The sequence below is a fragment of the Faecalimicrobium dakarense genome (assembly GCF_000499525.1).
Classification (GTDB): Bacteria; Bacillota; Clostridia; order Peptostreptococcales; family Peptostreptococcaceae; genus Faecalimicrobium; species Faecalimicrobium dakarense.
In genome coordinates this window covers 16,764-38,442 of record NZ_HG529236.1, presented here as the reverse complement: position 1 = coordinate 38,442, position 21,679 = coordinate 16,764, and the positions used below count along the sequence as shown (strand labels likewise).

Annotated in this window: 24 protein-coding genes and 1 pseudogene; 2 read left to right on the top strand and 23 right to left on the bottom strand. The window is 26.7% G+C overall.

What is annotated here, in order from left to right:
• Positions 1-329: 329 nt before the first annotated feature.
• The 5 genes and pseudogenes from BN899_RS01990 to trxA form a co-directional block, all read right to left on the bottom strand.
• On the bottom strand, positions 330-764 hold the full coding sequence (locus BN899_RS01990) for a hypothetical protein (protein ID WP_042272201.1): 435 nt from the start codon (positions 762-764) through the stop codon (positions 330-332).
• 195 nt (positions 765-959) lie between these two features.
• Positions 960-2,987: an ABC transporter permease subunit/CPBP intramembrane protease gene (locus BN899_RS01985; RefSeq protein ID WP_042272198.1), complete on the bottom strand. Its 2,028-nt coding sequence runs from the start codon at positions 2,985-2,987 to the stop codon at positions 960-962.
• Positions 2,977-3,654 (bottom strand): annotated as a pseudogene (locus BN899_RS01980) (ABC transporter ATP-binding protein); the annotation flags it as partial. The gene BN899_RS01985 and the pseudogene BN899_RS01980, both read right to left, overlap by 11 nt.
• Positions 3,655-4,197: 543 nt before the next feature.
• Entirely contained in the window at positions 4,198-4,566 is a 369-nt protein-coding gene (locus BN899_RS01975) for a C-GCAxxG-C-C family (seleno)protein (protein WP_042272195.1), read from the bottom strand.
• Between the two features lie 28 nt (positions 4,567-4,594).
• Entirely contained in the window at positions 4,595-5,002 is a 408-nt protein-coding gene (gene trxA / locus BN899_RS01970) for a thioredoxin (RefSeq protein ID WP_330362418.1), read from the bottom strand.
• Positions 5,003-5,173: 171 nt separating this feature from the next.
• Here trxA and BN899_RS01965 point away from each other — a divergent pair, with 171 nt between their 5' ends.
• A complete protein-coding gene (locus tag BN899_RS01965; protein WP_042272192.1) occupies positions 5,174-5,512 on the top strand; it encodes a rhodanese-like domain-containing protein in 339 nt (112 codons plus the stop codon).
• 36 nt (positions 5,513-5,548) lie between these two features.
• On the opposite strand, the gene BN899_RS01960 is transcribed toward BN899_RS01965, so the two are convergent.
• Both BN899_RS01960 and BN899_RS01955 read right to left on the bottom strand, forming a co-directional pair.
• The gene (locus tag BN899_RS01960; protein WP_042272189.1) at positions 5,549-6,832 is read right to left on the bottom strand and encodes an FAD-dependent oxidoreductase; all 1,284 of its coding nucleotides are present in this window, start codon (positions 6,830-6,832) and stop codon (positions 5,549-5,551) included.
• 19 nt (positions 6,833-6,851) lie between these two features.
• Positions 6,852-7,814 carry a 2Fe-2S iron-sulfur cluster-binding protein gene (locus tag BN899_RS01955; RefSeq protein WP_242824045.1) on the bottom strand — a complete coding sequence of 321 codons (963 nt, stop codon included), beginning with the start codon at positions 7,812-7,814 and terminating at the stop codon, positions 6,852-6,854.
• 205 nt (positions 7,815-8,019) lie between these two features.
• On the opposite strand from BN899_RS01955, the gene BN899_RS01950 reads away from it, so the two are divergent.
• A complete protein-coding gene (locus BN899_RS01950; protein ID WP_042272183.1) occupies positions 8,020-8,688 on the top strand; it encodes a TMEM164 family acyltransferase in 669 nt (222 codons plus the stop codon).
• Positions 8,689-8,802: 114 nt separating this feature from the next.
• Here BN899_RS01950 and BN899_RS01945 read toward each other — a convergent pair whose 3' ends face one another.
• From BN899_RS01945 to BN899_RS01870, 16 genes are all read right to left on the bottom strand, one after another.
• Complete coding sequence (locus BN899_RS01945) at positions 8,803-10,242, bottom strand: leucyl aminopeptidase (protein WP_052356499.1); 1,440 nt, start codon at positions 10,240-10,242, stop codon at positions 8,803-8,805.
• A 75-nt stretch (positions 10,243-10,317) separates the two neighbouring features.
• Positions 10,318-10,758, bottom strand: coding sequence for a MarR family winged helix-turn-helix transcriptional regulator (locus BN899_RS01940; RefSeq protein ID WP_042272180.1), 441 nt, complete (start codon positions 10,756-10,758; stop codon positions 10,318-10,320).
• A 444-nt stretch (positions 10,759-11,202) separates the two neighbouring features.
• On the bottom strand, positions 11,203-11,658 hold the full coding sequence (locus tag BN899_RS01935; protein WP_042272177.1) for a spore germination protein GerW family protein: 456 nt from the start codon (positions 11,656-11,658) through the stop codon (positions 11,203-11,205).
• Positions 11,612-12,247, bottom strand: coding sequence for a DUF2953 domain-containing protein (locus BN899_RS01930; RefSeq protein ID WP_042272173.1), 636 nt, complete (start codon positions 12,245-12,247; stop codon positions 11,612-11,614). Before BN899_RS01930 ends, BN899_RS01935 begins: the two co-directional genes overlap by 47 nt.
• A 109-nt stretch (positions 12,248-12,356) precedes the next feature.
• Positions 12,357-12,686: a DUF6054 family protein gene (locus BN899_RS01925; protein ID WP_042272169.1), complete on the bottom strand. Its 330-nt coding sequence runs from the start codon at positions 12,684-12,686 to the stop codon at positions 12,357-12,359.
• A gap of 21 nt (positions 12,687-12,707) precedes the next feature.
• Positions 12,708-12,896, bottom strand: coding sequence for a hypothetical protein (locus BN899_RS01920; RefSeq protein ID WP_042272167.1), 189 nt, complete (start codon positions 12,894-12,896; stop codon positions 12,708-12,710).
• Positions 12,897-13,073: 177 nt separating this feature from the next.
• Positions 13,074-13,373: a nitrous oxide-stimulated promoter family protein gene (locus BN899_RS01915; protein ID WP_042272164.1), complete on the bottom strand. Its 300-nt coding sequence runs from the start codon at positions 13,371-13,373 to the stop codon at positions 13,074-13,076.
• Between the two features lie 125 nt (positions 13,374-13,498).
• Positions 13,499-15,181, bottom strand: a complete 1,683-nt coding sequence (locus BN899_RS01910; protein ID WP_330362417.1) for an ABC transporter ATP-binding protein — start codon at positions 15,179-15,181, stop codon at positions 13,499-13,501.
• Positions 15,174-16,937, bottom strand: coding sequence for an ABC transporter ATP-binding protein/permease (locus BN899_RS01905; RefSeq protein ID WP_042272161.1), 1,764 nt, complete (start codon positions 16,935-16,937; stop codon positions 15,174-15,176). Before BN899_RS01905 ends, BN899_RS01910 begins: the two co-directional genes overlap by 8 nt.
• 19 nt (positions 16,938-16,956) lie before the next feature.
• A complete protein-coding gene (locus BN899_RS01900) occupies positions 16,957-17,271 on the bottom strand; it encodes a hypothetical protein (protein ID WP_147568469.1) in 315 nt (104 codons plus the stop codon).
• A gap of 228 nt (positions 17,272-17,499) precedes the next feature.
• Positions 17,500-17,889: a YbaN family protein gene (locus BN899_RS01895; protein ID WP_042272155.1), complete on the bottom strand. Its 390-nt coding sequence runs from the start codon at positions 17,887-17,889 to the stop codon at positions 17,500-17,502.
• A gap of 205 nt (positions 17,890-18,094) precedes the next feature.
• Positions 18,095-18,631 (bottom strand): SMC-Scp complex subunit ScpB, encoded by a 537-nt coding sequence (gene scpB, locus BN899_RS01890; RefSeq protein ID WP_042272152.1) that lies wholly within the window; start codon positions 18,629-18,631, stop codon positions 18,095-18,097.
• A 4-nt stretch (positions 18,632-18,635) separates the two neighbouring features.
• The gene (locus BN899_RS01885) at positions 18,636-19,358 is read right to left on the bottom strand and encodes a segregation and condensation protein A (protein ID WP_042272149.1); all 723 of its coding nucleotides are present in this window, start codon (positions 19,356-19,358) and stop codon (positions 18,636-18,638) included.
• Positions 19,359-19,372: 14 nt separating this feature from the next.
• Complete coding sequence (locus tag BN899_RS01880) at positions 19,373-19,963, bottom strand: site-2 protease family protein (RefSeq protein WP_042272146.1); 591 nt, start codon at positions 19,961-19,963, stop codon at positions 19,373-19,375.
• A gap of 240 nt (positions 19,964-20,203) precedes the next feature.
• Complete coding sequence (locus tag BN899_RS01875) at positions 20,204-21,355, bottom strand: D-alanyl-D-alanine carboxypeptidase family protein (protein WP_042272143.1); 1,152 nt, start codon at positions 21,353-21,355, stop codon at positions 20,204-20,206.
• Positions 21,356-21,408: 53 nt separating this feature from the next.
• Entirely contained in the window at positions 21,409-21,606 is a 198-nt protein-coding gene (locus BN899_RS01870; RefSeq protein ID WP_042272139.1) for a CD1290 family small acid-soluble spore protein, read from the bottom strand.
• Positions 21,607-21,679: the final 73 nt, after the last annotated feature.

The window sequence follows — 21,679 nt, the reverse complement described above, 5'->3', positions numbered from 1 at the left end:
CCCCCCCTATTATTTAATTTAAGTATTTATTATAGATAAAGTACAAGGCCTCGAATTTTTTGTATTTTATCTATTCTTTAATATTATTAAATAACGGGAAAATATATGTTTAATTTTTTTTTAATATATATTATATATTTTTATATAACTCATCTAATAAATAACATACCAAATATAGTTGCTAATGCAAGTCCTATAACAATTCTTTCAACCCAAATTATAATTTTCATATGTCTTTTTACAAATGGTAGTATTCCTCCAATTATTATGTTTATAAATATATAAAATAAAAAAAGCCATCTATTAAAAACAGACAACTTTTATTTATATTAGTTATATATTGATGTAATAGTTTTTAATGCGATATTTGCACCACTATAACTTGAGCATGTATCAATAAAGTAATCTGTTTTACTATCATCATTAATATAAACAACCATACTAGATAAACTTAACTCGTATAAAGACATAATATACAATAATGAAGAATATGATCTTTTTAACTCAATATCAGATTCATTTGAGTACAATGAAGTCATTTTTTTTGAGTTTTCTCCTAATATAGATTCACAAAATTTTATCTCTTTTTTAAAATCATCTATATCAAGAGGATCATCACCTGTTATTTTTTTAATCATAATAGATATTCTATCATTAACCATGGTTACATCTTTAATAGTTTTTGTTATATCTTTTTGTTCAGCAAATGATATGTTTGTGAAAATCAGAAAAAAAGAAAGTGTCAATACGAGAAATTTTTTCATTTTGTCCCTCCATATAATATATTAATATATATTTTAGTATCTACTCCAAAATATACTATTATTCGTTATGCTATAAAATTATTTTTTATTTAAAAAAAGACAGGTCATAAGACCTGCCTTTTCTAATAGATAATTATTTTAATTTTTAGCACAATAAATCAATTTTATTATTAATAAATATACTTTCATAATTTATTAAATGTTTTTTACTTCTTCTTTTGAATTCTTACTTTTTCTTAAAAGCCATACTCCTATAGCTATAAGTACTGCACTTAAACATAGTAAGGCAATATATTCCATATTAAATCCGTCAAAGCTTGTTTCTACAGCTTTAATACCTTTACTATATTGATAATGACTTACAACTACTGATAAAGCATTATTAATAAAATGTAGTATCATAGGTATAAATATAGACCCTGATTTATACACACAATAAGCAAATGAAATCCCTAACATACTTGTAGGTATTATTCTTATAAAGTCCATATGCATAAATCCAAATAAGATACCACTACATATTATAGCTGCCTTATAGCTATTTTTCCCTTTAAAAGAAGTATATATAAATCCTCTAAAGAACATCTCCTCACATATCGCAGGCATAATAGCTACTACAAATAAGTTTAATAAAAGATTATCTTTAATAATTATAGTCTCATTTAAGGCCTCAACTACCTCCATATTTTGAGGGAAGAAATAAAGTATAACCTGAATTATAAGACTCATAAGTATATATACTCCAGCCCAAAGTACAATCCCACCTAAAATATGTTTTATACTTGGCACTTTTAAACTAAAAGTCTTTTTAAAATCAGTCTTAATATAAAAAGCAAACAGTAAAGGCATGGCTATAATCATAACCTGAGTTAACCCTATTCCAACCATTTTAAATTTAATCTGTAAAATTGTACCTAAATATATAAGAAGGACTAATCCTACTGCATATAATATTGCACCATCACTTACACTTGGCATAGTACCCTTTTTAATATTACTTCTCTTTTCTAAAAATGAAAAACTCTTACTACCTCCAAATAATATTTCTTCTGAGTTAAACATTTTAGACAATAGTAATACTGATAAAATAACAAAAGCAAAGTTTGATATAAATACTACTGCTATTAAATTTATATCACTATTAAATGTTAAAACACTTTTTATAAGTAAAGATATATTTACAACTGGAATTGCTGCTGTAAAACTATCTAATTTTATAGTTGGTATCATAGATACATAAGAAGGTATCATAACAAATAACATAACTGGAGTTATATAGTTTTGTGCATCCTTAAAGCTCTTTGCAAGAGAACATACACACATACTTATAGCTGAAACAACCATTGAGAATAACCCTACACATATTATAGTTATAATTCCTGGTAATATTAGCTGATTCATATTAGACATACTTATTCCAATTTGCTCTCCAAGTCCTGCACTTGCAACTAAATATATCATAGTTAAAAGTATAGAGGCTATATTTAAAACTGCTGTTAATATTGCACAAAATGAAACTGCTAGATATTTACCCATTACTAATTCTAAGTTTGTAATAGGAAGTGTAAATAATGTTTCTAAAGTACCTCTTTCCTTTTCCCCGGCCATAACGTCAATTGCAGGATAAATAGCCCCAAGTAAAACACCAACTATAAGTATAACTGGTAAAAACTGGCCTAACATATGACCTGCTATTTCTTCATCTTTAGCAACTTCTACATCTTCATAAGATAGTGGCTCTAAAATATTACCTACATCAAGTCCTTGTTCTTGTATTTTATTTTCTACAATATCTCTTTTATACTCGTCTAAAGATTCTTTTACTCTACTAGTTGCTTTCATTGAATTTTCCTTAGAAGAATTTGCATATATCTTATAATTTTGAGCATTGTCCTTATTTTCAATCTCTACATATGCATCTATTTTTTGTTCTTCTAAATCTTTTTCCCTATCTGTTGACTTAACTATATTTAACTTACCTTCATCTTTATTTTCTTTTTCAAGAATAGAAACTAAGGCACTACTTGGTTTAGAACTAAAAGCTATATTTATATCTTCCTCTTGCATTTTACTCATTGACATCATCATAAAAGATGACATACCTACCATAAGTACTGGATATAAAATCATAGGAAGTATTATCATCATAAATATGGTCTTTTTATCTCTTATTATATCTAACATTTCTTTTTTAAAGATTTGCTTTACTATTTTACTCCTCAACTAGATCACCTCTTTCTGATGCTAGTTTTATAAATAAATCTCTTAAGTTACTTGTATTTGATTCTTCTTTTAACTTACTTGATGTACCTGATGCTATAATCTCACCTTGATGAATCATTATTATTTTATCGCATAAAGTTTCTGCTTCTTCCATATAGTGAGTCGAATATAAAACTGTTTTTCCTCTTTCTTTCTCAGATTTCATAAAGTCTATTATCGACTTACTACTAATTACATCTAACCCTAATGTTGGCTCATCAAATATATAAAGCTTAGGTGAATGAACTAAGCAACGAGCTATTGATGCTCTTTGCGTTTGGCCTGTTGATAAATTTTCAATACGATTATCTATAAAACTTTCCATATTCATTACTTTCGAGATTTCTTCAATTGATTTTTCTATTTCATCTTTTGGCATTTCATAAAGACTGGCAAATGTTCTTAAAAGTTCTCTCGGTGAAAGGCGATTGTATAATTTTGTGTTACCTGATAAATATCCTATTTCTTTTTTTGCAGCATTTTTATCTATAGAGTAGTCTAATTCTGCTATCTTTATATTACCTGAAGTTGGTGTTAAAATACCTCCAAGCATTCTAAGTAATGTAGTTTTTCCCGCTCCATTTGGTCCTAGTATTCCTACAATCTCACCTTTATTTACAGTAAAGCTAACATCATTTACTGCTAGAAACTCTTCTTTTTAGTTTTATTTTTTTAATTTTGTCTTTTTCTTATTACTTTCATCTTTTACAACTCGTGTAAATGATTTGCATAAGTTTTCTACTTCAATCATTATTTATCCCTTCCTTTAAAATTTTATATGTAATTTATATCTTATAAGCTATTTTGAATGTCTAATAAATTACCTTTTATTTGTAATCTATAATGAGTATACGGTATTTTACCGTTTTATTCCACAATACAAAGATTATATTTATTAATTATATATAAATAGTCATAAAAAATTATCTTATTAATTTTATATATGAACATAAAAATAATAAGATATATCATAAATTAATTTTTCAATTATAATAAAAAAGATTCTATAATAGATATACATTTTTTATGTATCTACTATATAGAATCTTTAACTTACCTTCATTTTAATTATATTCTAATTATCTAAAAATAATTACAGTATAAATCTATACTTTATTTAAACTGAATATAAATTTATTTTAAATTTTTACTATTAAATATAACTTATATATTAGTTTTGGATTTCTAATATTTCATTTAAAGAATCATATGTGAAGTTTATTATTTCATCACAACCAACTTTATTCTTCTTTAAATTAGCGCATATCTCTGTATTGTATCTATCTCTAACACTTTTCATTAGCGATCTAGAATATTGTCTTGCTTCATTTTGATCTAAATGATTATCTCTACCCTTTAAGTATCCTATTATAACTACTGCTGCATTTACAGCCCCGCATATACTTCCAACAGTCATACCAACTCCCATACCGCTTCCTATTGACATTGGTATATCTGTATTATGTTCTTCATTGTAAGATTTTATTAGCGATTCTGCACATGTGTATCCTTGGCTATGATATACTGATGGTCTTGTCATCTTATTTCTCCTTTAAATTTCGATTTTATTATAATTGTTGATTTATTTTAGCTTTTATATTTTCTTTTGGTACAAATCCTATTATTTGATCTACTACTTCTTCATTTTTTGATATAAGCATAGTAGGTACTGTATTTATTCCATATCTTTGTGCTAGTTCTAAACTTTGGTCTATATCTACTTTATAAAATCCTACCGATCCATCCATTTCATTACTTAAATCTTCAAATACAGGTGCTAACATCTTACATGGTCCACACCAAGTCGCAAAAAAGTCAACTATTGAAACTTCTTTATTTTCTATTTCCTTATTAAAATCGTTAGTATTTAGTATTTTTACCATTGCACTTCCTCCATTAACTTCATTTGATGAATTATCTCCATCCGATATTAGTATATTACAATTTTTTAAAATTATATTCTGTGACTTTATCACATACTCTTTTATTTATTTCAATTAAAATAATGTTTGTAAATTTTAAATCTTAAGAAAGGATTATTAATTACGTAATATATAAATAAAAATACAAATTAAAATTATTAAGATAATTTAATATGAAAAATAATTATTTATTAATACTATAAAATAATCAGGAGGATTTATATTATGAGTTTTTTTACAAATTTATTTAATAAAAAATATGAAAATATTGACGGAGGTAAACTTGATAGCATATTAAAAGATAATAGGAGAGTTCTAATTTTAGATGTCAGAACTCCAGTGGAATTTAAATCTGGACATATACCAAAAGCTAAGAATATACCTGTAAATGACTTGCTTTGTAAGATAAATACTATATCTTCATATAAAGATGAAGCAGTAGTTATTTATTGTGCTTCTGGAATGAGAAGTTCTAATGCATCAAGGGTATTATCTAAAAATGGATTTAATAAAGTCTATAACCTAAGTGGTGGAATGGGAAGTTACAATAATAAATTAAAATAATAAAAAAGAGGACACAATATGTGTCCTCTTAAAAATTTATTTAACAACCTTCTTATTATAAATTCCTTCTAAACTAGCCTTCTTAACTCTATCAGCCACAATCTTAGGGTCAGTAGTATAAAAACCAATTTCTTTCATTCTATTAAAATAAATACTTCCTGCAAAAGTAAATCTTAACTTATCTCCTTCATCCTTTTGCATCTCATTATTAGAATAAGCAATAAAGTCACCTATCAATGTATTAGTAGGGAGTTGTAGCAAATACATACCAACACAACTTCTAGCTGCATTATGTCCAGCTAAGCTTCCTGTACATATAGCTTCAGTATGACCTACATAAAATCCTGACTTTTCTCCTCCAACAAATAAATTACTAAGTCCCTTGACTCTCATATAATTATCCCTTGGAGCTACTGACAAGTATCTTATAGAGTTACCCTTACCACCTGCATAAGGATCAACTATTATAGCTCTTTCAAAACCAGGTACCATTCTTAATTTTTCTAAATTAAAAAATGGACTCATAAGTTTTGCATGACCTGTATCAATTAAAACTATATTGTCAGCAAAAGCAGGTAATGCATATTGTTGACATACTTTTATATCTAGTTTCTCTTCGTTTTTTAACTCTGGCGGAAGTGGAATTACTGAACAACCTTTTTCATTTAATTCATTTTGAATTTCTTCACTTAAAGATTCTTTTAGTAATTTCATAGAACCACTAAATGCGCCGTTATCTCCATTGTTTCTTCTACCTATAGTATCCTCTATTCCACATTTCTCAGTTATACTAACTCTTCCACCAAAGGCAGGACATCTTAATACACACATTGCACATCCATTACCATACTTTTCACAGTTACCCATAGGACCAGTAGATCCTGTTGTTTCAACAAAAGCATCAGCCTCAATTTTTTCTCCATTTTCTAAAATAACAGTTGTTAACTTTTTATCTTCAACTTTAGCATCTACAACTCTTGCGAAAAACTTAACTTCTATACCCATATCTAGTATTCTTTGTCTTACTGGTTTTTCTATTTGAGTTACATTATATATAGTTGCATGTTTATGACCTGGGAAATCTATATTAGTATGCGTTGCATACTTATCTGTAAGCTCAAATAACTCACTAGCACCTAGTGCTATAGCTTCTTCTGCTGCTGTGAATCTTCCATTATTTCTCATTATTCCACCAACATTACCAAGACCTAATAATAAGTCTGTTCTTTCCAGTATTGTAACATCAGCTCCTGCTTTTTTAGCAGATATGGCAGCTGCACATCCTGCCCATCCGCCTCCTATAACAACTACTTTTGCCATCTTATTCCCCCCTAAAAAATTAGATAGTTTTTAAATATTCTCTACTATCAACTTGTGCTTTGCATGTTTTTACTTTTTGGCCATTTATATTTATAGCACATGCACCACAAATACCTTCTCCACAACATATTAGATTGTTATTTGAGATAGCTAATTTAATATTTTCATCAACGCTATCTACAAGCTCCATGATAGATTTACTAAATCTAGCTGATCCTCCACTATAAACAAATTCCACATTATTTCTTCTTATATAATCGATTAAAAAGTCTTTGTCTTCATATAAGTCTATGCTTTGTATATTTACTCCTAGGTTTATTATTTTGTCTATAACTACATCTAATACGCTAGCTTTGTTGTTAATAAATACTTCTACTCTATTGTGATTTCTTAATAATCTTTTTATTACGTTAATAGAGTTAACTTGTGATAGCCCATTTAAAACTACTACACAGTTTGCATGTGAATTAGTTTTTATCTCTTTTATCCCAAAAATACCATTGAAATATGGTGCTTTTACCCATACTTCATCAAAGCTTATAATAGATTTTGTTTTTATTCCTACTGGTTTAATAACAACTTCTAATATACCCTTTTCTAAATCTACATCCATAACTGAGATAGGTGTATTAAATATTTGGTTATCCTTGTCCTTACTTTTTAGCAATACATATGCACCTGGACTACATAAATCATTTGTTAAATATTTTGGCACTTGTATTTTAATCCAAAAAGTATTGTTTTCTACCTCTTTAGTTTCAATGATTTGACATAGTACTTCTTTTCTCTCATTGACAGATACGTTTTTGCTGTGTTGTAATTGATTATAGATACATACCCCTTGCCACTTACAGTCGCAAGTTCTGCACCCTTGTATCAAACTACATTTTATACAATCCCCTGAATAGGCAAGATGACATGGACAGTATTTCCCACCTGCATCAGCGCATATTTGATTATTGGCTTTTTTCAACTTATCCACTTCCTTAAAATGAAATTTATAATTGTCTTAAACTGTATACTATTAATTTATTATTTTAAGGATAATTTGTTACACTAGTAATTTTATTTACTACTTCTATTTTATTTTTATAAAAAATATACTTTAATATATAAAGAATTTATATACCTATTTGGGTTGTTGTGAATATAATCTATATAAATACTTGTTAATAGGAGCGAATTATATGGTTGAGAATACCTTCTTTTTTTCAAAGGAACATTTAATTGTACTTTTAATTTTTGCTATATTTTTATATTTTTGCCCGAGACTTACTAGAAATTTATTACCTTATAGTTATATTGTTGAAAAAATAATTTGCGGTTTAATAATTTTAGAAATAGTATTTGAACAGGTCTCTATTGTTTCTATGGGGAGTTATGATGTTTTTACTTCTTTACCTATTGGACTTAGTAGATTTTGTGCATATATTTGTATAGCTATTTTATTTTTTAAGCAGTATCAATTGTTCAATATATTTTTCTCTTGGAGTATAGTTTGTGCGGTTGGAGAGTTGATATTTTTCCCTGATTTAGGGTATAGATTCCCTAATATTTTATATTATTTAGATATATTCGCTAAGTTCATACTTATTTATGCTAATGTTTATTTGATGGAAGTTAGAAAGTTTAAGGTAAGTAATACTGCTATAAAAGAAAATTTAATGATGTGTGTAGCCTATTTTTCATTTATATTTATTTTAAATACTATTACTGCATCTCATTATTCTTATAGTTTTTCAAACTTTAATATATTAAGTATTTTAATATTTATGCTGGTTACAACTATTGTTTATATACCATCACTTATATTTGATAATAATGATAAAATATATAAATTGAAAAGAAGGAAATAAAAAAGCTCGCTGATGATGGCGAGCTGATTGTTTTTATTTTCGATTTTGCATGTAAGAAGAAAATAAAAATCTTAGGCTAATTAAATTATAACATATATTGGAATGATTCTAAATCTATTTTTTTATGCTTGCTAGATAGTAAAGAGTTCTCACTCCTTCTCCTGTTGCTCCTTTAGATTTATATCCTGATGACTTAGCACTTTCACTTGTTCCTGCTATATCTACATGTAACCACGGAGTACTCCCTACAAACTCTCCTACAAATAGTCCTGCTGTTATGCATCCGCCTTCTCTTCCAGCACTATTTTTTAAATCTGCTTCACTTCCCTTTATTAAGCTTTTATACTCATCAAATACAGGAAGTCTCCATATTTTTTCTCCTGATAATTTGCTTGCATTTTCTAATTCATTATAAAAATCATCATTATTCGTTATAACTCCACTAGCTACAGTTCCTAATGCTACTATAGCCGCTCCTGTTAAAGTAGCTATATCTAATATACTTGTAGTTTTTTCATTATTTACAATATAATAAACTGCATCCGCTAATGTAAGTCTTCCTTCTGCATCTGTATTTAATACTTCTATAGTCTTTTTACCCATAGAGTTTATTATATCTCCTGGCTTATAAGCTTTACCTGATATGGCATTCTCACAAGCTGCTACAACTGCTACAACATTTTTATCTAACTTATCCTTAGATATTGCACACATTGCACCTATAACACTTGCAGCTCCACCCATATCAGTTTTCATATTTACCATAGAACTTGTTGGTTTTATAGAGTATCCACCTGTATCAAATGTTAATCCCTTACCTACTAATCCTAGTATTTCTTTATCTTCTTTATTAGGCATATATCTCATAACTATGAATCTAGGTTTCTTTTCTGAACCTTTAGCTACTGATAAGAAAGCTTCCATGCCTAATGATTTTATTTTTTCTTCTTCATAAACTTCAACTTCAAATCCATATTCTTTTCCTAATTTGATAACTTCATTTGCTAAAGTTTCTGGGTATATTACGTTTGCAGGTTCGTTAACTAAATCTCTAGCTACTATCGTTGTTTCTGCTAGTAATTTTCCTTTTTCTATAGATTTAGATACATCTTCTTTTGTATAAATATTTATAGTATCTATTATTTTTGCTTTATGATTAGTTTTATATTTTTTAAACTCATAATCTCCAAGGATTATACCTTCTACTAATGCATATGCTCCCTCTTCACATAAGTCACTACTTAATATATCTACATTAACAGCTTCGTCTTTTATCATAGATTTTAGTTTTTTAGCTAGATTCCCACCTACAACTCTAATTTTTTCATTACTTAATTCTTCCTTTTCTCCAAGTCCAACTAAACAAACTTTTATTATCTTACCTTCTACAAAAGCTTTAACAGTCTCTATTTTATTGTATTTACCTTTAAAGTCACTTACTATTAAATTTAATTCATTAAATCTAGTTTCAATTTTTTCATTTAAAAATGAAGTTATTACTATTATGTTTTCATTTAATTTCTCTAAGCTTGTGTTAATATTTTTAAAATTCATAATAACCCTCCTATTTTTTATACTTTTTATTTATATGTAAAAAGCTACCTGTTAATGGTAGCTTTTATTAATTATCTAAATGAAATCTTTCATTATGCTATTTGCTTCACTTACTGCATCGAATAATCTACTTTTTTCACCTTCGTCTAATGTTTCTATTCTTTTATCTATAATAGATAAAAACTTTTCTATTTCTATATCTAGCATATTACGACCTTCTTTTGTAAGTCCATAAAAAGTATTTCTTCTATCTTTGGTATCTTCTTCTCTATATACATACCCTTGATCTACTAGTTTATTCATTAAAATACATAAACTAGATGTAGATACGTGAAGGTCTCTACTTAAATTTTTTAACTCGATTTTATCATAGTTCATCATACTTCCTAAAGCAACAAACTGCTTATCTGTTAAAATGTCGTCTAACTTATGTCTTTCTTGGTTTAAAACTTTGATCAAATTAGTAAAGTCATTTATACTTTGCATAATTAGAACAGAAATCTCTCTATTGTTCATAGGATTTCCCCCCATTCTATATTTTCGTCTATTATCAATTTCTTCAGCATAGGAGTACTACTTAAGTATATTAATAATTGTCTATTGTAATTATACTATATTTATTATACATTATCTATTCTAATTATTTTGCCCTAAACCATTAATAAAAAAACTATGAAATTAATTTTTTTATTTTAACCTAATAGCTTTAAATTTTAAAGTAAATTAGATTTTTATTAATATTTAATATTGTCTGTTAATATTTTCACTTTATTTTTATTTTTTTCTTCATTTATAACTTAAAATCCAAATTCTTAAAGCCATATTTATTCTACCTTTTTATTATAGACTCCATTATACATAACTAGATTATTTTCTACAAATAACTCTCCACCTAATCTGGTATCTACAGATGTTTCTAATTTATAAAAAACTACCTATAAATATTTATAGGTAGTTTTTTTACATTTTAGGTTTCTTAGGTTGTTTATTTTTTTTATTATTATTATCATCAGAATTATTCTTAGATAACTTTTGAATTTTTTCTATAACTCTTGGAGTAACTGTAAGTATATTATCTACTAAATTTATATTACTATCTAAACTCATAAGTCTTGTTTCTCCATTTTCCACTACTACAAAAGCTACTGGTTGTACAGAAATTGCACCTGCACTACCTCCTGCAAAGTTTGTATCATTTTTATCTTCTATCTTTTCATTATCTTTATTATCTTGGTTATAGCCTTTTGAATATTCTCCTCCACCAATCCCAAAACCAACTGTGATTTTTGATATTGGAACTACTACTGTTGTATCAGTTTGAATAGGATCACCTACTATAGTATTTGCATCTATAGAACCATTTATAGTCTCAAGAGTTGTTTCCATAAGACTTTTTATTGAACCTGTTGCTCTCATTTGTACCATCCTCCTTATTCCCTTTATTATTTTTATAAATTTTATATCCAGCCCTTGCTACTGTTACTAAATCTCTAATAGTCGGCTTTGCATGCACTTTCATATCTGCTTTTAAATAATTTTTAGTGAAATTTGGTGTTACTCCTAGATGGATTTTATCAGCATCTACAATGTTAGCTATATTTCCATAAATAGCATTTATTAATACATATATAAATGTGGTAAAATTAATAATTTCACTTCCAAACTCAATTTTTGAATAGACTTCATGTATTTTTATTTTCTTAAAAAGCCTATAAAGAGTTAAATAATCTTTATTTAATAACTTTCCTTTTCCTTTTTTATTTCCTTTCTTTTTATTAGAACTACTACTTTTTCCTTTATTACTAGGCGGATAAAGTTGTTTATCTATATTTATCAAGTTGAACAGATATTTTATATTAATTTTAATACTTATATCTTCATTTCGTATTTTTGATGAAATTATTATGTGTAATGATGATTTTAAAGTTATTATGATAATCCCTACAATTAATAATAATATTATTAATAATAAAAAACTTAAATCAAATATTCCATTATATCTCATATTCCTATTATTTTCTAAAAGATAATTATCTATACTTTTTATTTAAAAGTTATTATTTTAATATGAATAATTAGGTATAGAAACAAATAAAATAGACTAGGATATTATCCTAGTCTATTACAATATGGTCTTTTAATGCTTTTTTAATACTAGATACAAAATTTTTAGATGCACCAAAATCAATAAATAAAAGTCCTATTGAACTTCCTGTAGATACAGCTTTTATCTTAGTTAATCCACTTACATTATCTATTGTTATAGATAATGCTGCTGTACTATCATTTCTAAAGTAATATTTTTCATAAAGTGATATTAATATAAACTTATCATCTCCTAATTCATATCGTTGATAATCAACTAAATCTGAATCTATTTCTCTATTTATTATTTCTTGTGCTTCATCTGGTGATATAATTACATCAAATATTTCTTTTGCCATTGGTATCCCCCTTAATATTTATTATCTAATATTATTTATATTCGGATTTTCCTCTTTATATCTTTTGTAATTAGCTACTGCACAAATTATCCAACAGCAACTCATCAAAACCCAAGCAATACCAGTACCATTTTCACCATCATTAAAGCTTATGTAAGAATTTCTTATATTCACTATAAAACACAATATATTTACTACTACTATAAACATCTTATCCCCCACTTGACTTATATCATTAATAGTAGCATATTATTATATAATTCATAGAGTTTATATTTAAAATAAAAAATAGACCAGATAAAATCTAGTCTATTTTTTCGTTATGATATTTACTTTGAGTAGTTATTTTTATAGTTATAATAATACATAATTAAATATATGTCTATATTATTTTTCGAATATATGTTTAATAACCTCTATCGGCTCATAAAATAACAGCCTTGGTCCAGAGAACTTCATAACTTTCTTAATTTTTATTTTCATATCTTTTTTGTAGCAATGTATTTGGCATTTACTACAAAACTTTTTTTCTTCTCCAAACTTACAAAAATCTAGTCTTTTGCTAGCATACTCTAAAAGTTCACTACATTCATCACATAGTTCATTTTTACTACATCCATGATTTTTTCTACAATATATATTTATCATAATACCTATAGTCTTTTTTTCTCTTTCTATCCTACTCATAATTTCCTCCAAGTTTAAAATTCATTTCAATAAAATTCACTTGTTTAATTTAAATTCTGTTTAGTCAAGGTACTCTACAATACCTTAGTATATTAAAAAAGGGCTAAAAGATTTAGCCCTAATTATTAATTAAACTCAAGTGTATTGTTTCTTACATAAACTTTCTTATCACAAATTGCTGTACTTGATTTTCTATGAGATACCATTATTATTGTTTTATCTTCAGATTCATTTTTAATGCTCTTTAAAATTTGAGCTTCATTTAAAGTATCTAAATTACTTGTAGGTTCATCTAATATAAGCACTTGTGAATTACGTAAAAATGCTCTTGCTATTCCTAATCTTTGCTTTTCACCTGATGATAAGTTAGATCCTATTTCTCCAACATTAGTCTTATATCTATTAGGTAATGTTTCTATGAATTCATGTATAGATGCTTTTTTAGCGGCTTCTACTACTTCTTCATAAGTTGCATCTATCTTACCTATTTTTAAGTTATTTTCTATAGTATCATTAAATAAAAATGTTTCTTGGCTAACTAAAGACTCTGACTTTCTTAAAGCTTTAGTAGGTATATTTTTTATATCATTATTATCTATTTCTATGCTACCTTTTTCAACATCCCAAAATCTCATTATTAATTTTAATAATGTACTCTTACCACATCCACTTTCTCCAATAATAGCAACTTTATCACCTTTTTCAATATTAAGATTCACATCTTTAAGTAATACTTCATCTCTTCCTTTATACTTAAATTCCATATCTCTTACATCTATGTAGTCTATATTTAAATCTTCATTCCCAGCTACTTCATTTACAGCTGGAACTTCATCTAATACATTAAATAATCTTTGTGCACAAGCAAAAGTATGCATCAAATTATTAGATAAATTACTTAAGGCAACAGTTGGACCAAATGAACTTGCTAAAAGAACTACTGATACTATTACTTGACCTAAGTTTATTGTACTTGATTCAAATAACTTTACTCCTGTAAATAAAGTTACAATTATAGCTATCATTATAGTTATATCTGTGAAAGCTTTTATTATACCTTCGTGTTCTTTTATAACTTTTAATTTTTCATTTAACTTTTCACTATTTTCATTTATAGTTTTTAATCTATCATTTCCTGCTCCAAATAATAATACTTCTTTTATACCTTTTAAAGAATCTAATAGAAAGCTATTTGTATTACCAAACTCATTTCTATATTCAAGACCTGACTGATTTGCATATTTAGAAGATATAACTGGTATTAAAAGACCTACTATTAAGTAAAATACTACAGCTATTATTCCAAAGTAATGATTTATGCTATATAATACTCCTGCTGTTATACCTGAAGTAATTATTCCTATAGCAATAGGTGCTATTGTATGAGCATAAAATACTTCTAGTAATTCTATATCACTAGTTATAACTGATATTAAATTACCTTTTTCCTTTGTCTCTAATTTTGCTGGTGCTAATTTTCTTAAAGCCTTAAATACTTGATCCCTTAGTATAGCTAATATTTTAAATGCTATATAATGACCTGAATATTGTTCTATTGCTCTTAGACCACCTCTTAATATTGCACATCCTATTATAATCTTTACAGCCTGATTTAAAGTAAATCCCATATCTAGCTTAAGTACATTCCCTATCGCTATTGCACCAAATGTAGTTACTGCTGTAGCTGCTAAAAATCCTAAAACTCCAAAAGTTATTGTTATCATCATTATTGGAGTTAGTGGCTTTAGTATTTTTATAAGCCTTGCCATTATTTTTATTCCAGACATTCTCTTTTGTTCATTATTCACTTACAGCCACCTCCAATTCTCTTTCATATATGCTTTCCAAGTTTGTTTGATTTGTATATAAGTTACAGTAAGTAGAATTATTTTTCATAAGCTCTTTATGATTTTCACTCTCTACTATATTACCTTTATCTAATACATAGATTTTATCTGCATTTACTACATTTGCAAGTCTATGAGATATTACTATTACAGTTTTTTCTTTTGCTATATCATATATAGTTTTTAATATACTATCTTCACTTTCTACGTCAACATTTGAAGTAGCTTCATCAAATATGTACACTTCTGGATTTGTAAGTATCATTCTAGCAAGTGCTAATCTTTGCTTTTGTCCTCCTGATAAAAGAGAGCCACCTTCCCCAACTTTAGTATCAAGTTTATCTTCTAATCCAACTACAAACTCATATAAATTTGCTATTTTTAGTGCATTATATAACTCTTTTTCAGTTGCATCCTTTTTACCCATTTTTAAATTTTGTGCTATTGTAGTATTAAATATATAAGAGTTATGACTTATAAAACTTACCTTTTTTCTTAGTTCCTCAAATGGTATATAATTTATATTTATTCCATTTAAAGTTACCTCTCCATTATCTACTTCTCTAAGCTTTAAAAGTAAGTTAGTAATTGTACTTTTACCACATCCACTTTCTCCAACTAAGGCAACCATAGACTTATTCTTCACTTCTATATTTATATCTTTAAGGACTTTTCTTTCTTTATCATAACTAAAATCTACATTTTTTATATTTATAGATATATCTTTTAATTTTTCACAATCTTCTTTAGATAATTTAGGTTCTTCTTTAACTTTTGTATCTAATAATTTAAACATTTTATCAGATGCTGCCATACCATTAGTAGCAATATGGAAAAATGATCCTAAAAGTCTAAGTGGTATAAAGAATTCTGACGATAATAAGATTATTATCACAGCTCCTCCAACAGTTATATTACCTTTTGATAATTCATTTACAGCAAGTAATATACCTACTGCTGCTCCTCCAAATGCTATTAAATCCATTATAGTTATAGAACTTAACTGCATTGTTAGTACCTTCATAGTTACTTTTCTAAATGTTTCAGCTTCTTTATTCATTTCTTCATTTTTTTCTTCATCTAAATCAAATATCTTTAAAGTTGTAAGACCTTGAAGATTTTCTAAGAATGAATCACCTAAGTTTGTATATATCCCCCAATATTTACTTAAAAGTTTTTTAGCAAACTTCATAACAGATGCTATTGATATTGGGATTAATGGTATACATACTAAGAGTACTAATGCAGCTTTTAAGCTTATTGTAGCCATTACTGCAAATAATGTAAGTGGACCTAATAATCCATAAAATAATTGAGGTAAAAACCTTCCAAAATATACTTCTAACTGTTCTACTCCATCTACTGCTATTTGAACAGTAGATGATGTTGATAGTGCATTGTTATAATCTACACCAAGTTCTAATAGCTTTTTATATATTTTTTCTCTTAATATACTTCTAACTTTTCCTGATGAATTATGAGAAAATTTACCAGACATATAATTACAAATAAATCTTATTACCATTAGCATTGATAAAATTATTACATAATTTCCTATACTAAAACTTAAATCATTTTTATATAATTTATCGATTATATTTCCTACAAATAAAATTATACCTATGTTACAAATTACAGATATCCAGTTCATTAAAACTGTTAAAAATATGTATTTTTTTGGTTCTTTACAAATAGATAGTAACCTCTTGTCTACCATTTACTCTTCCTCCTAATTCCTAATTAATTATGTGATATATAAGGCTTAATGCAAATAATATCACCGATGCTAAATGTAACCATTTATATTTCTTTTTTACTTTATTAGTCCCTGATAATATTATTAATCCTGCCATAATTCCGACTGGCAAAATAGTTATCTCTTTATCTTTTATATAATCCGTAACTGAATATATAATCATTGATAATGCACCTAACGTCCCCGTTAAAATATGTAGTTTTAAACTTAATTTCTTATTTATAAATTTAAAGTACTTAAAAAAATAAGTTATTATTGCTAATAAAAATAATGTTGATCCTAACCTATGTAACATAACTTTCTCCCACTTTGCTTTTGTATTTATAGTTACTAAATTTAAAGAATTCATCAATATTTTAATTATCTTAATTAAATTAATTTATATTACTTCGCTATATTGACTATCATTCTCATTGTATATTGATAGACTTACCTTAGTTGAACTATTTAAACTTTGTCTCTATTTTATTAATTATTTTATAATTTATATTTTACAGTTTTTTATATTAGTTTAATAAATATATTAGACCTCTGCTTTATCTTCTTTTATTGTTTTTATTCTAAACATAAAGTAATAGAATTTAACTGCTATTAAAAATAATAAAAATATCCTCATATGTAAGCTATCTATTATTATCAAAGGAAATGCTAACATTATATCTGCAAATAATAATATACAAACCTTTTGTTTGATAGTCATGGCCTTTTCTTTAACAAAACTTTCTAAATGATTTTTATAAATCTTTGTTGATTTAAACCATCTATCAAATTTATCTGAACCTTTTACAAAACAATATGATGCCAATAGTAAAAATGGTGTTGTTGGAAGCACTGGCATTATAACTCCTATAGCCCCTAACCCAAATGATATTAGTCCAACTATTACATACATGAATTTTTTAATTTTATTCATTTTCTCCTCCATACAATATTAAATTTAATATATTAATAATCTATCACAAGTGATAATTATTTTCAATGATATTTTCATTTTAATTGTAAATAATTATTATTTTTAAGTGAAAATACTTTTTATCAATTAATTTATAAATCTAATAAGCTAAAAACAATATAAAAAGACTGCATTAGATTTTTTATCTAATGCAGTCTTTTAACTTTTATTCACTTACAGTATCTTTATAATTTTCAATTGGAGGTAAATCCTCTAATTTTTCTATACTTAATAATTTTAAAAATTCATTTGTAGTTTTATATATTATTGGTTTACCTATTCGATTAAGTCTACCAGCTTCTACTATTAATTCATTTTCTAAAAGTGTTTGAAGCACCTTATCACACTTTACACCTCTTATGTCTTCTATTTCAACCTTTGTTATTGGTTGCTTATATGCAATTATAGTAAGAGTTTCAAGAGTTGCTTGACTTAAACTTTTCTTTTTCTTTGGTTCAAGTACTTTTTTTATAAAAGAAGCATACTCCTTATTTGTGCACATTTGGTACTTATTTTCTAATTTTATTATTTGTATTCCTCTATTATTTTCCTTATATTCCTCCATAAGAGAATGAAGCATAAATTCTATTTCTTTACTTGCTAAGTCTTCATTTATTATATAATTTAGTTCTTTTACACTTATAGGATCTGAGTATGCAAACATAACTGATTCTATAATATTTTTTATATCTTCACGTCTCATTTTATCACTCCGAGCTTTTCTTTATTAGTATATCATCAAAGAATATATCTTGAGCTACTATTATTTCTTTTGCTTTTATTAATTCAAGTATTGATAAAAATGTAGCTATAACTTCATCTTTATCACAATCTTGTATTACTTTAGTAAACCTTACTTCTGATTTTTCGTTTATAATATTTCTTATGTAACTTATCTTTTCCTCAACAGATATAATTCTTCCCCTTACTATCTTATCTAGTCTTTCGTCTTTTACTTCATCTGATTCTGACGTTTTAACCTTTAGTATATATGGAAGTATATTTTTTATAGCCTCTATTGAAATATCACTTAAATCTACACTTTCATCAACGATTATCTCTTCTTTTTTTCTATAGAATAATTCATTTACATAGCTAACATTTTCTTTTAAATCCTCTGCTGCTAATTTAAACTGCTTATATTCTTCTAATTGTCTGGCAAGTTCTAATCTTGGATCTTCTATTTCTTCATCATCTTTTTGCTTATATAATAAGTATTTAGATTTTATTTCTAAAAGTTTAGAAGCCATTGTTATAAACTCACTAGTTATTTCTAAATCCATTTTTTCAAGCATCGATAAGTATTGTATGTACTGTTTAGTTATCTCAATTATTGATATATCTTTTATATCAATCTTTTGCTTAGATATTAAGTCATACAATAAATCTAGCGGTCCTTCATAAACTTGTAACTGTATGTTGTATTTCATAATTTACCTCAGTCCTATGCAAATAGATATACTATATTTACTATTACATTATATATAGGTCCCATAATTATTAAATGAAAATCTGTAATTATTAAAAGTAAAAATAGAAAAGTACTCATACTTTCATATTTATAAACAAACTCATTATACTTATATGGTATAAATGATGATATTACTCCCCATCCATCAAGTGGTGGTATTGGAAGTAAGTTAAAAGCTGCAAAACTTATATTAAATCCAATAGTAGCCCACAGTATACTAGTAATTGCATCCATATGAACAACCTTAATCAGCATCATACAAACTATAGCTGTTAATATATTTGCAAACGCACCTGCTAATGAAACTAATACATTTCCTATTTTGTAATTTTTAAAGTTATTAGGGTTTACTGGAACTGGTCTTGCCCATCCTATTCTAAAAATAAGCATCATTATAATACCAATAGGGTCTAAATGTTTTGCTGGATCTAGGGTCATTCTACCATTCATCTTAGCCGTATCATCCCCTAATAAATGAGCTGAATAAGCATGTCCAAATTCATGAACAGTTATTGCAATTACTATTGCAACTAAGCTCACTAATATATTACTTAAAGAATTCATATTTATCTCTCCTAAATTTCGATTTTAATACTATTATACCAATTTACAAAGGTATAATCAAAGTTTTTATATATATAAAATCCACTTCGCTCATGTCGCCAATGACTCTGTCCGTTGCTTAAAATCCTTTTTACTTGCTATTAGTGCATCTATATTACTTAAGTTAATAAGTTATCTACAGTGTATGATGTATTATAGTTTTCTTGTACGTAAAAAAGAAGTCTTTCGACTTCTTTTACTTTAAAGCATGTTATCTATAACTCTTTGAAGCATTTGTAAATAACTTGCTTTATTTATATCTTTTGTATTTACTAAATCTACTTGTCCTACAAGTTTTTTATCTTTATAAATTTCTAATTTTCCTAAAGTAGTTCCTTTTTTAATTGGAAGTTGAGGATTGTCATAAACTTTTATTTTTTTAGTGAAATCTTTATTACTTCCTTTTTTAATTAATGCTGTTAAGCTTTCTTTAGCTACTAAGTTTACTTTATTATCTCGTGCTTTATCTAATGTTAAAGTTGCTACGTTGTCATCTTTAGCACATAATTTTACACTTTCATAGTTTGCAAACCCATAGTTAAGTAAATCAGTTGCATCTTTAAATCTTTCTGGTGATGTTTCAGCTCCAAGTGTTGCAGCTACTAAATGTGTTTCTCCTCTTTTAGCTGCAGCTGATAAACAGTATTTTGCTTGTTGAGTAAATCCTGTTTTAACTCCAGTGGCACCTTGATAATGCTTTATAAGTTTATTAGTATTAGCAAGTCCTATTGTAGCTTGTTTTTTACCTACTACAACTTTATCCATCCAAGTTGTTAAATACTTGTGTATAGTTTCATGTTTTAATAATTCCCTAGACATTAAAGCTATATCATGTGCTGATGTGTAATGGTCATCTACTGGTAAACCGTTAGTGTTTGCAAAATGAGTATCCTTCATTCCTAGTTCTTGTGCTTTTTTATTCATCATGTCTACAAATGCCTCTACACTACCTCCTATATGCTCTGCCATAGCAACACAACCATCATTTGCTGAAGCTACTGCTATGCCTTTTAAAAGAGTATTAATATCTTGAGTTTCTCCTGGTTCTAAGAAAATTTGACTTCCGCCCATACTTGCGGCATTTTCACTTATTTGAACCTTATCATCTAATTTTATTTTGCCTGCATCTAGTGCTTCACATATTAATAACATTGTCATTACTTTTGTTACACTAGCTGGCGGTAACTTATCATGTGCATTCTTTTCATAAAGAATCTGTCCACTTCCTACATCCATCAATATTGCAGATTTTGATGATATATTTATGGTAGCACTAGGATCACCTGCAAAAGCTAGATTCATAGGCATTAAAGCAAGTAACATAGTCATAGCTATACTAGTCAGTTTTTTCATCAACGTCACCTCTTAATATTTATTTAAACTTATTTTCTACCATTTACATTTTTTTATTCTATTGGGGACGTTTTACTTGATGAGTATTTTTTATTTTCTAATTTTTTAAAGTGGCTAGCTAAAGCTCCATTATTATGTGCATTTTCTATTATGTCAAATGCATATTCATAATCCATACCATAGTCTGCTGCTATTTCCATTCTTACTTGTTTTAAAGCCATTCTCGCATTTTGATTTGTTATATTATTCATTTTTAGCCTCCTATTAGCATTTATTTATATGTAATTATTTTCTACTAATACTCGGCTTTTATAATTGTTATTT

What these genes read in the sequence shown, in the direction of transcription:
- BN899_RS01990 (WP_042272201.1), bottom strand. Translation starts at nt 764, where the DNA reads ATGAAAAAATTTCTCGTATTGACACTTTCTTTTTTTCTGATTTTCACA.
- BN899_RS01975 (WP_042272195.1), bottom strand. Translation starts at nt 4,566, where the DNA reads ATGACAAGACCATCAGTATATCATAGCCAAGGATACACATGTGCAGAA.
- BN899_RS01965 (WP_042272192.1), top strand. Translation starts at nt 5,174, where the DNA reads ATGAGTTTTTTTACAAATTTATTTAATAAAAAATATGAAAATATTGAC.
- BN899_RS01960 (WP_042272189.1), bottom strand. Translation starts at nt 6,832, where the DNA reads ATGGCAAAAGTAGTTGTTATAGGAGGCGGATGGGCAGGATGTGCAGCT.
- BN899_RS01950 (WP_042272183.1), top strand. Translation starts at nt 8,020, where the DNA reads ATGGTTGAGAATACCTTCTTTTTTTCAAAGGAACATTTAATTGTACTT.
- BN899_RS01945 (WP_052356499.1), bottom strand. Translation starts at nt 10,242, where the DNA reads ATGAATTTTAAAAATATTAACACAAGCTTAGAGAAATTAAATGAAAAC.
- BN899_RS01940 (WP_042272180.1), bottom strand. Translation starts at nt 10,758, where the DNA reads ATGAACAATAGAGAGATTTCTGTTCTAATTATGCAAAGTATAAATGAC.
- BN899_RS01935 (WP_042272177.1), bottom strand. Translation starts at nt 11,658, where the DNA reads ATGAGAGCAACAGGTTCAATAAAAAGTCTTATGGAAACAACTCTTGAG.
- BN899_RS01930 (WP_042272173.1), bottom strand. Translation starts at nt 12,247, where the DNA reads ATGAGATATAATGGAATATTTGATTTAAGTTTTTTATTATTAATAATA.
- BN899_RS01925 (WP_042272169.1), bottom strand. Translation starts at nt 12,686, where the DNA reads ATGGCAAAAGAAATATTTGATGTAATTATATCACCAGATGAAGCACAA.
- BN899_RS01920 (WP_042272167.1), bottom strand. Translation starts at nt 12,896, where the DNA reads ATGTTTATAGTAGTAGTAAATATATTGTGTTTTATAGTGAATATAAGA.
- BN899_RS01915 (WP_042272164.1), bottom strand. Translation starts at nt 13,373, where the DNA reads ATGAGTAGGATAGAAAGAGAAAAAAAGACTATAGGTATTATGATAAAT.
- BN899_RS01905 (WP_042272161.1), bottom strand. Translation starts at nt 16,937, where the DNA reads ATGGTAGACAAGAGGTTACTATCTATTTGTAAAGAACCAAAAAAATAC.
- BN899_RS01900 (WP_147568469.1), bottom strand. Translation starts at nt 17,271, where the DNA reads ATGTTACATAGGTTAGGATCAACATTATTTTTATTAGCAATAATAACT.
- BN899_RS01895 (WP_042272155.1), bottom strand. Translation starts at nt 17,889, where the DNA reads ATGAATAAAATTAAAAAATTCATGTATGTAATAGTTGGACTAATATCA.
- scpB (WP_042272152.1), bottom strand. Translation starts at nt 18,631, where the DNA reads ATGAGACGTGAAGATATAAAAAATATTATAGAATCAGTTATGTTTGCA.
- BN899_RS01885 (WP_042272149.1), bottom strand. Translation starts at nt 19,358, where the DNA reads ATGAAATACAACATACAGTTACAAGTTTATGAAGGACCGCTAGATTTA.
- BN899_RS01880 (WP_042272146.1), bottom strand. Translation starts at nt 19,963, where the DNA reads ATGAATTCTTTAAGTAATATATTAGTGAGCTTAGTTGCAATAGTAATT.
- BN899_RS01875 (WP_042272143.1), bottom strand. Translation starts at nt 21,355, where the DNA reads ATGAAAAAACTGACTAGTATAGCTATGACTATGTTACTTGCTTTAATG.
- BN899_RS01870 (WP_042272139.1), bottom strand. Translation starts at nt 21,606, where the DNA reads ATGAATAATATAACAAATCAAAATGCGAGAATGGCTTTAAAACAAGTA.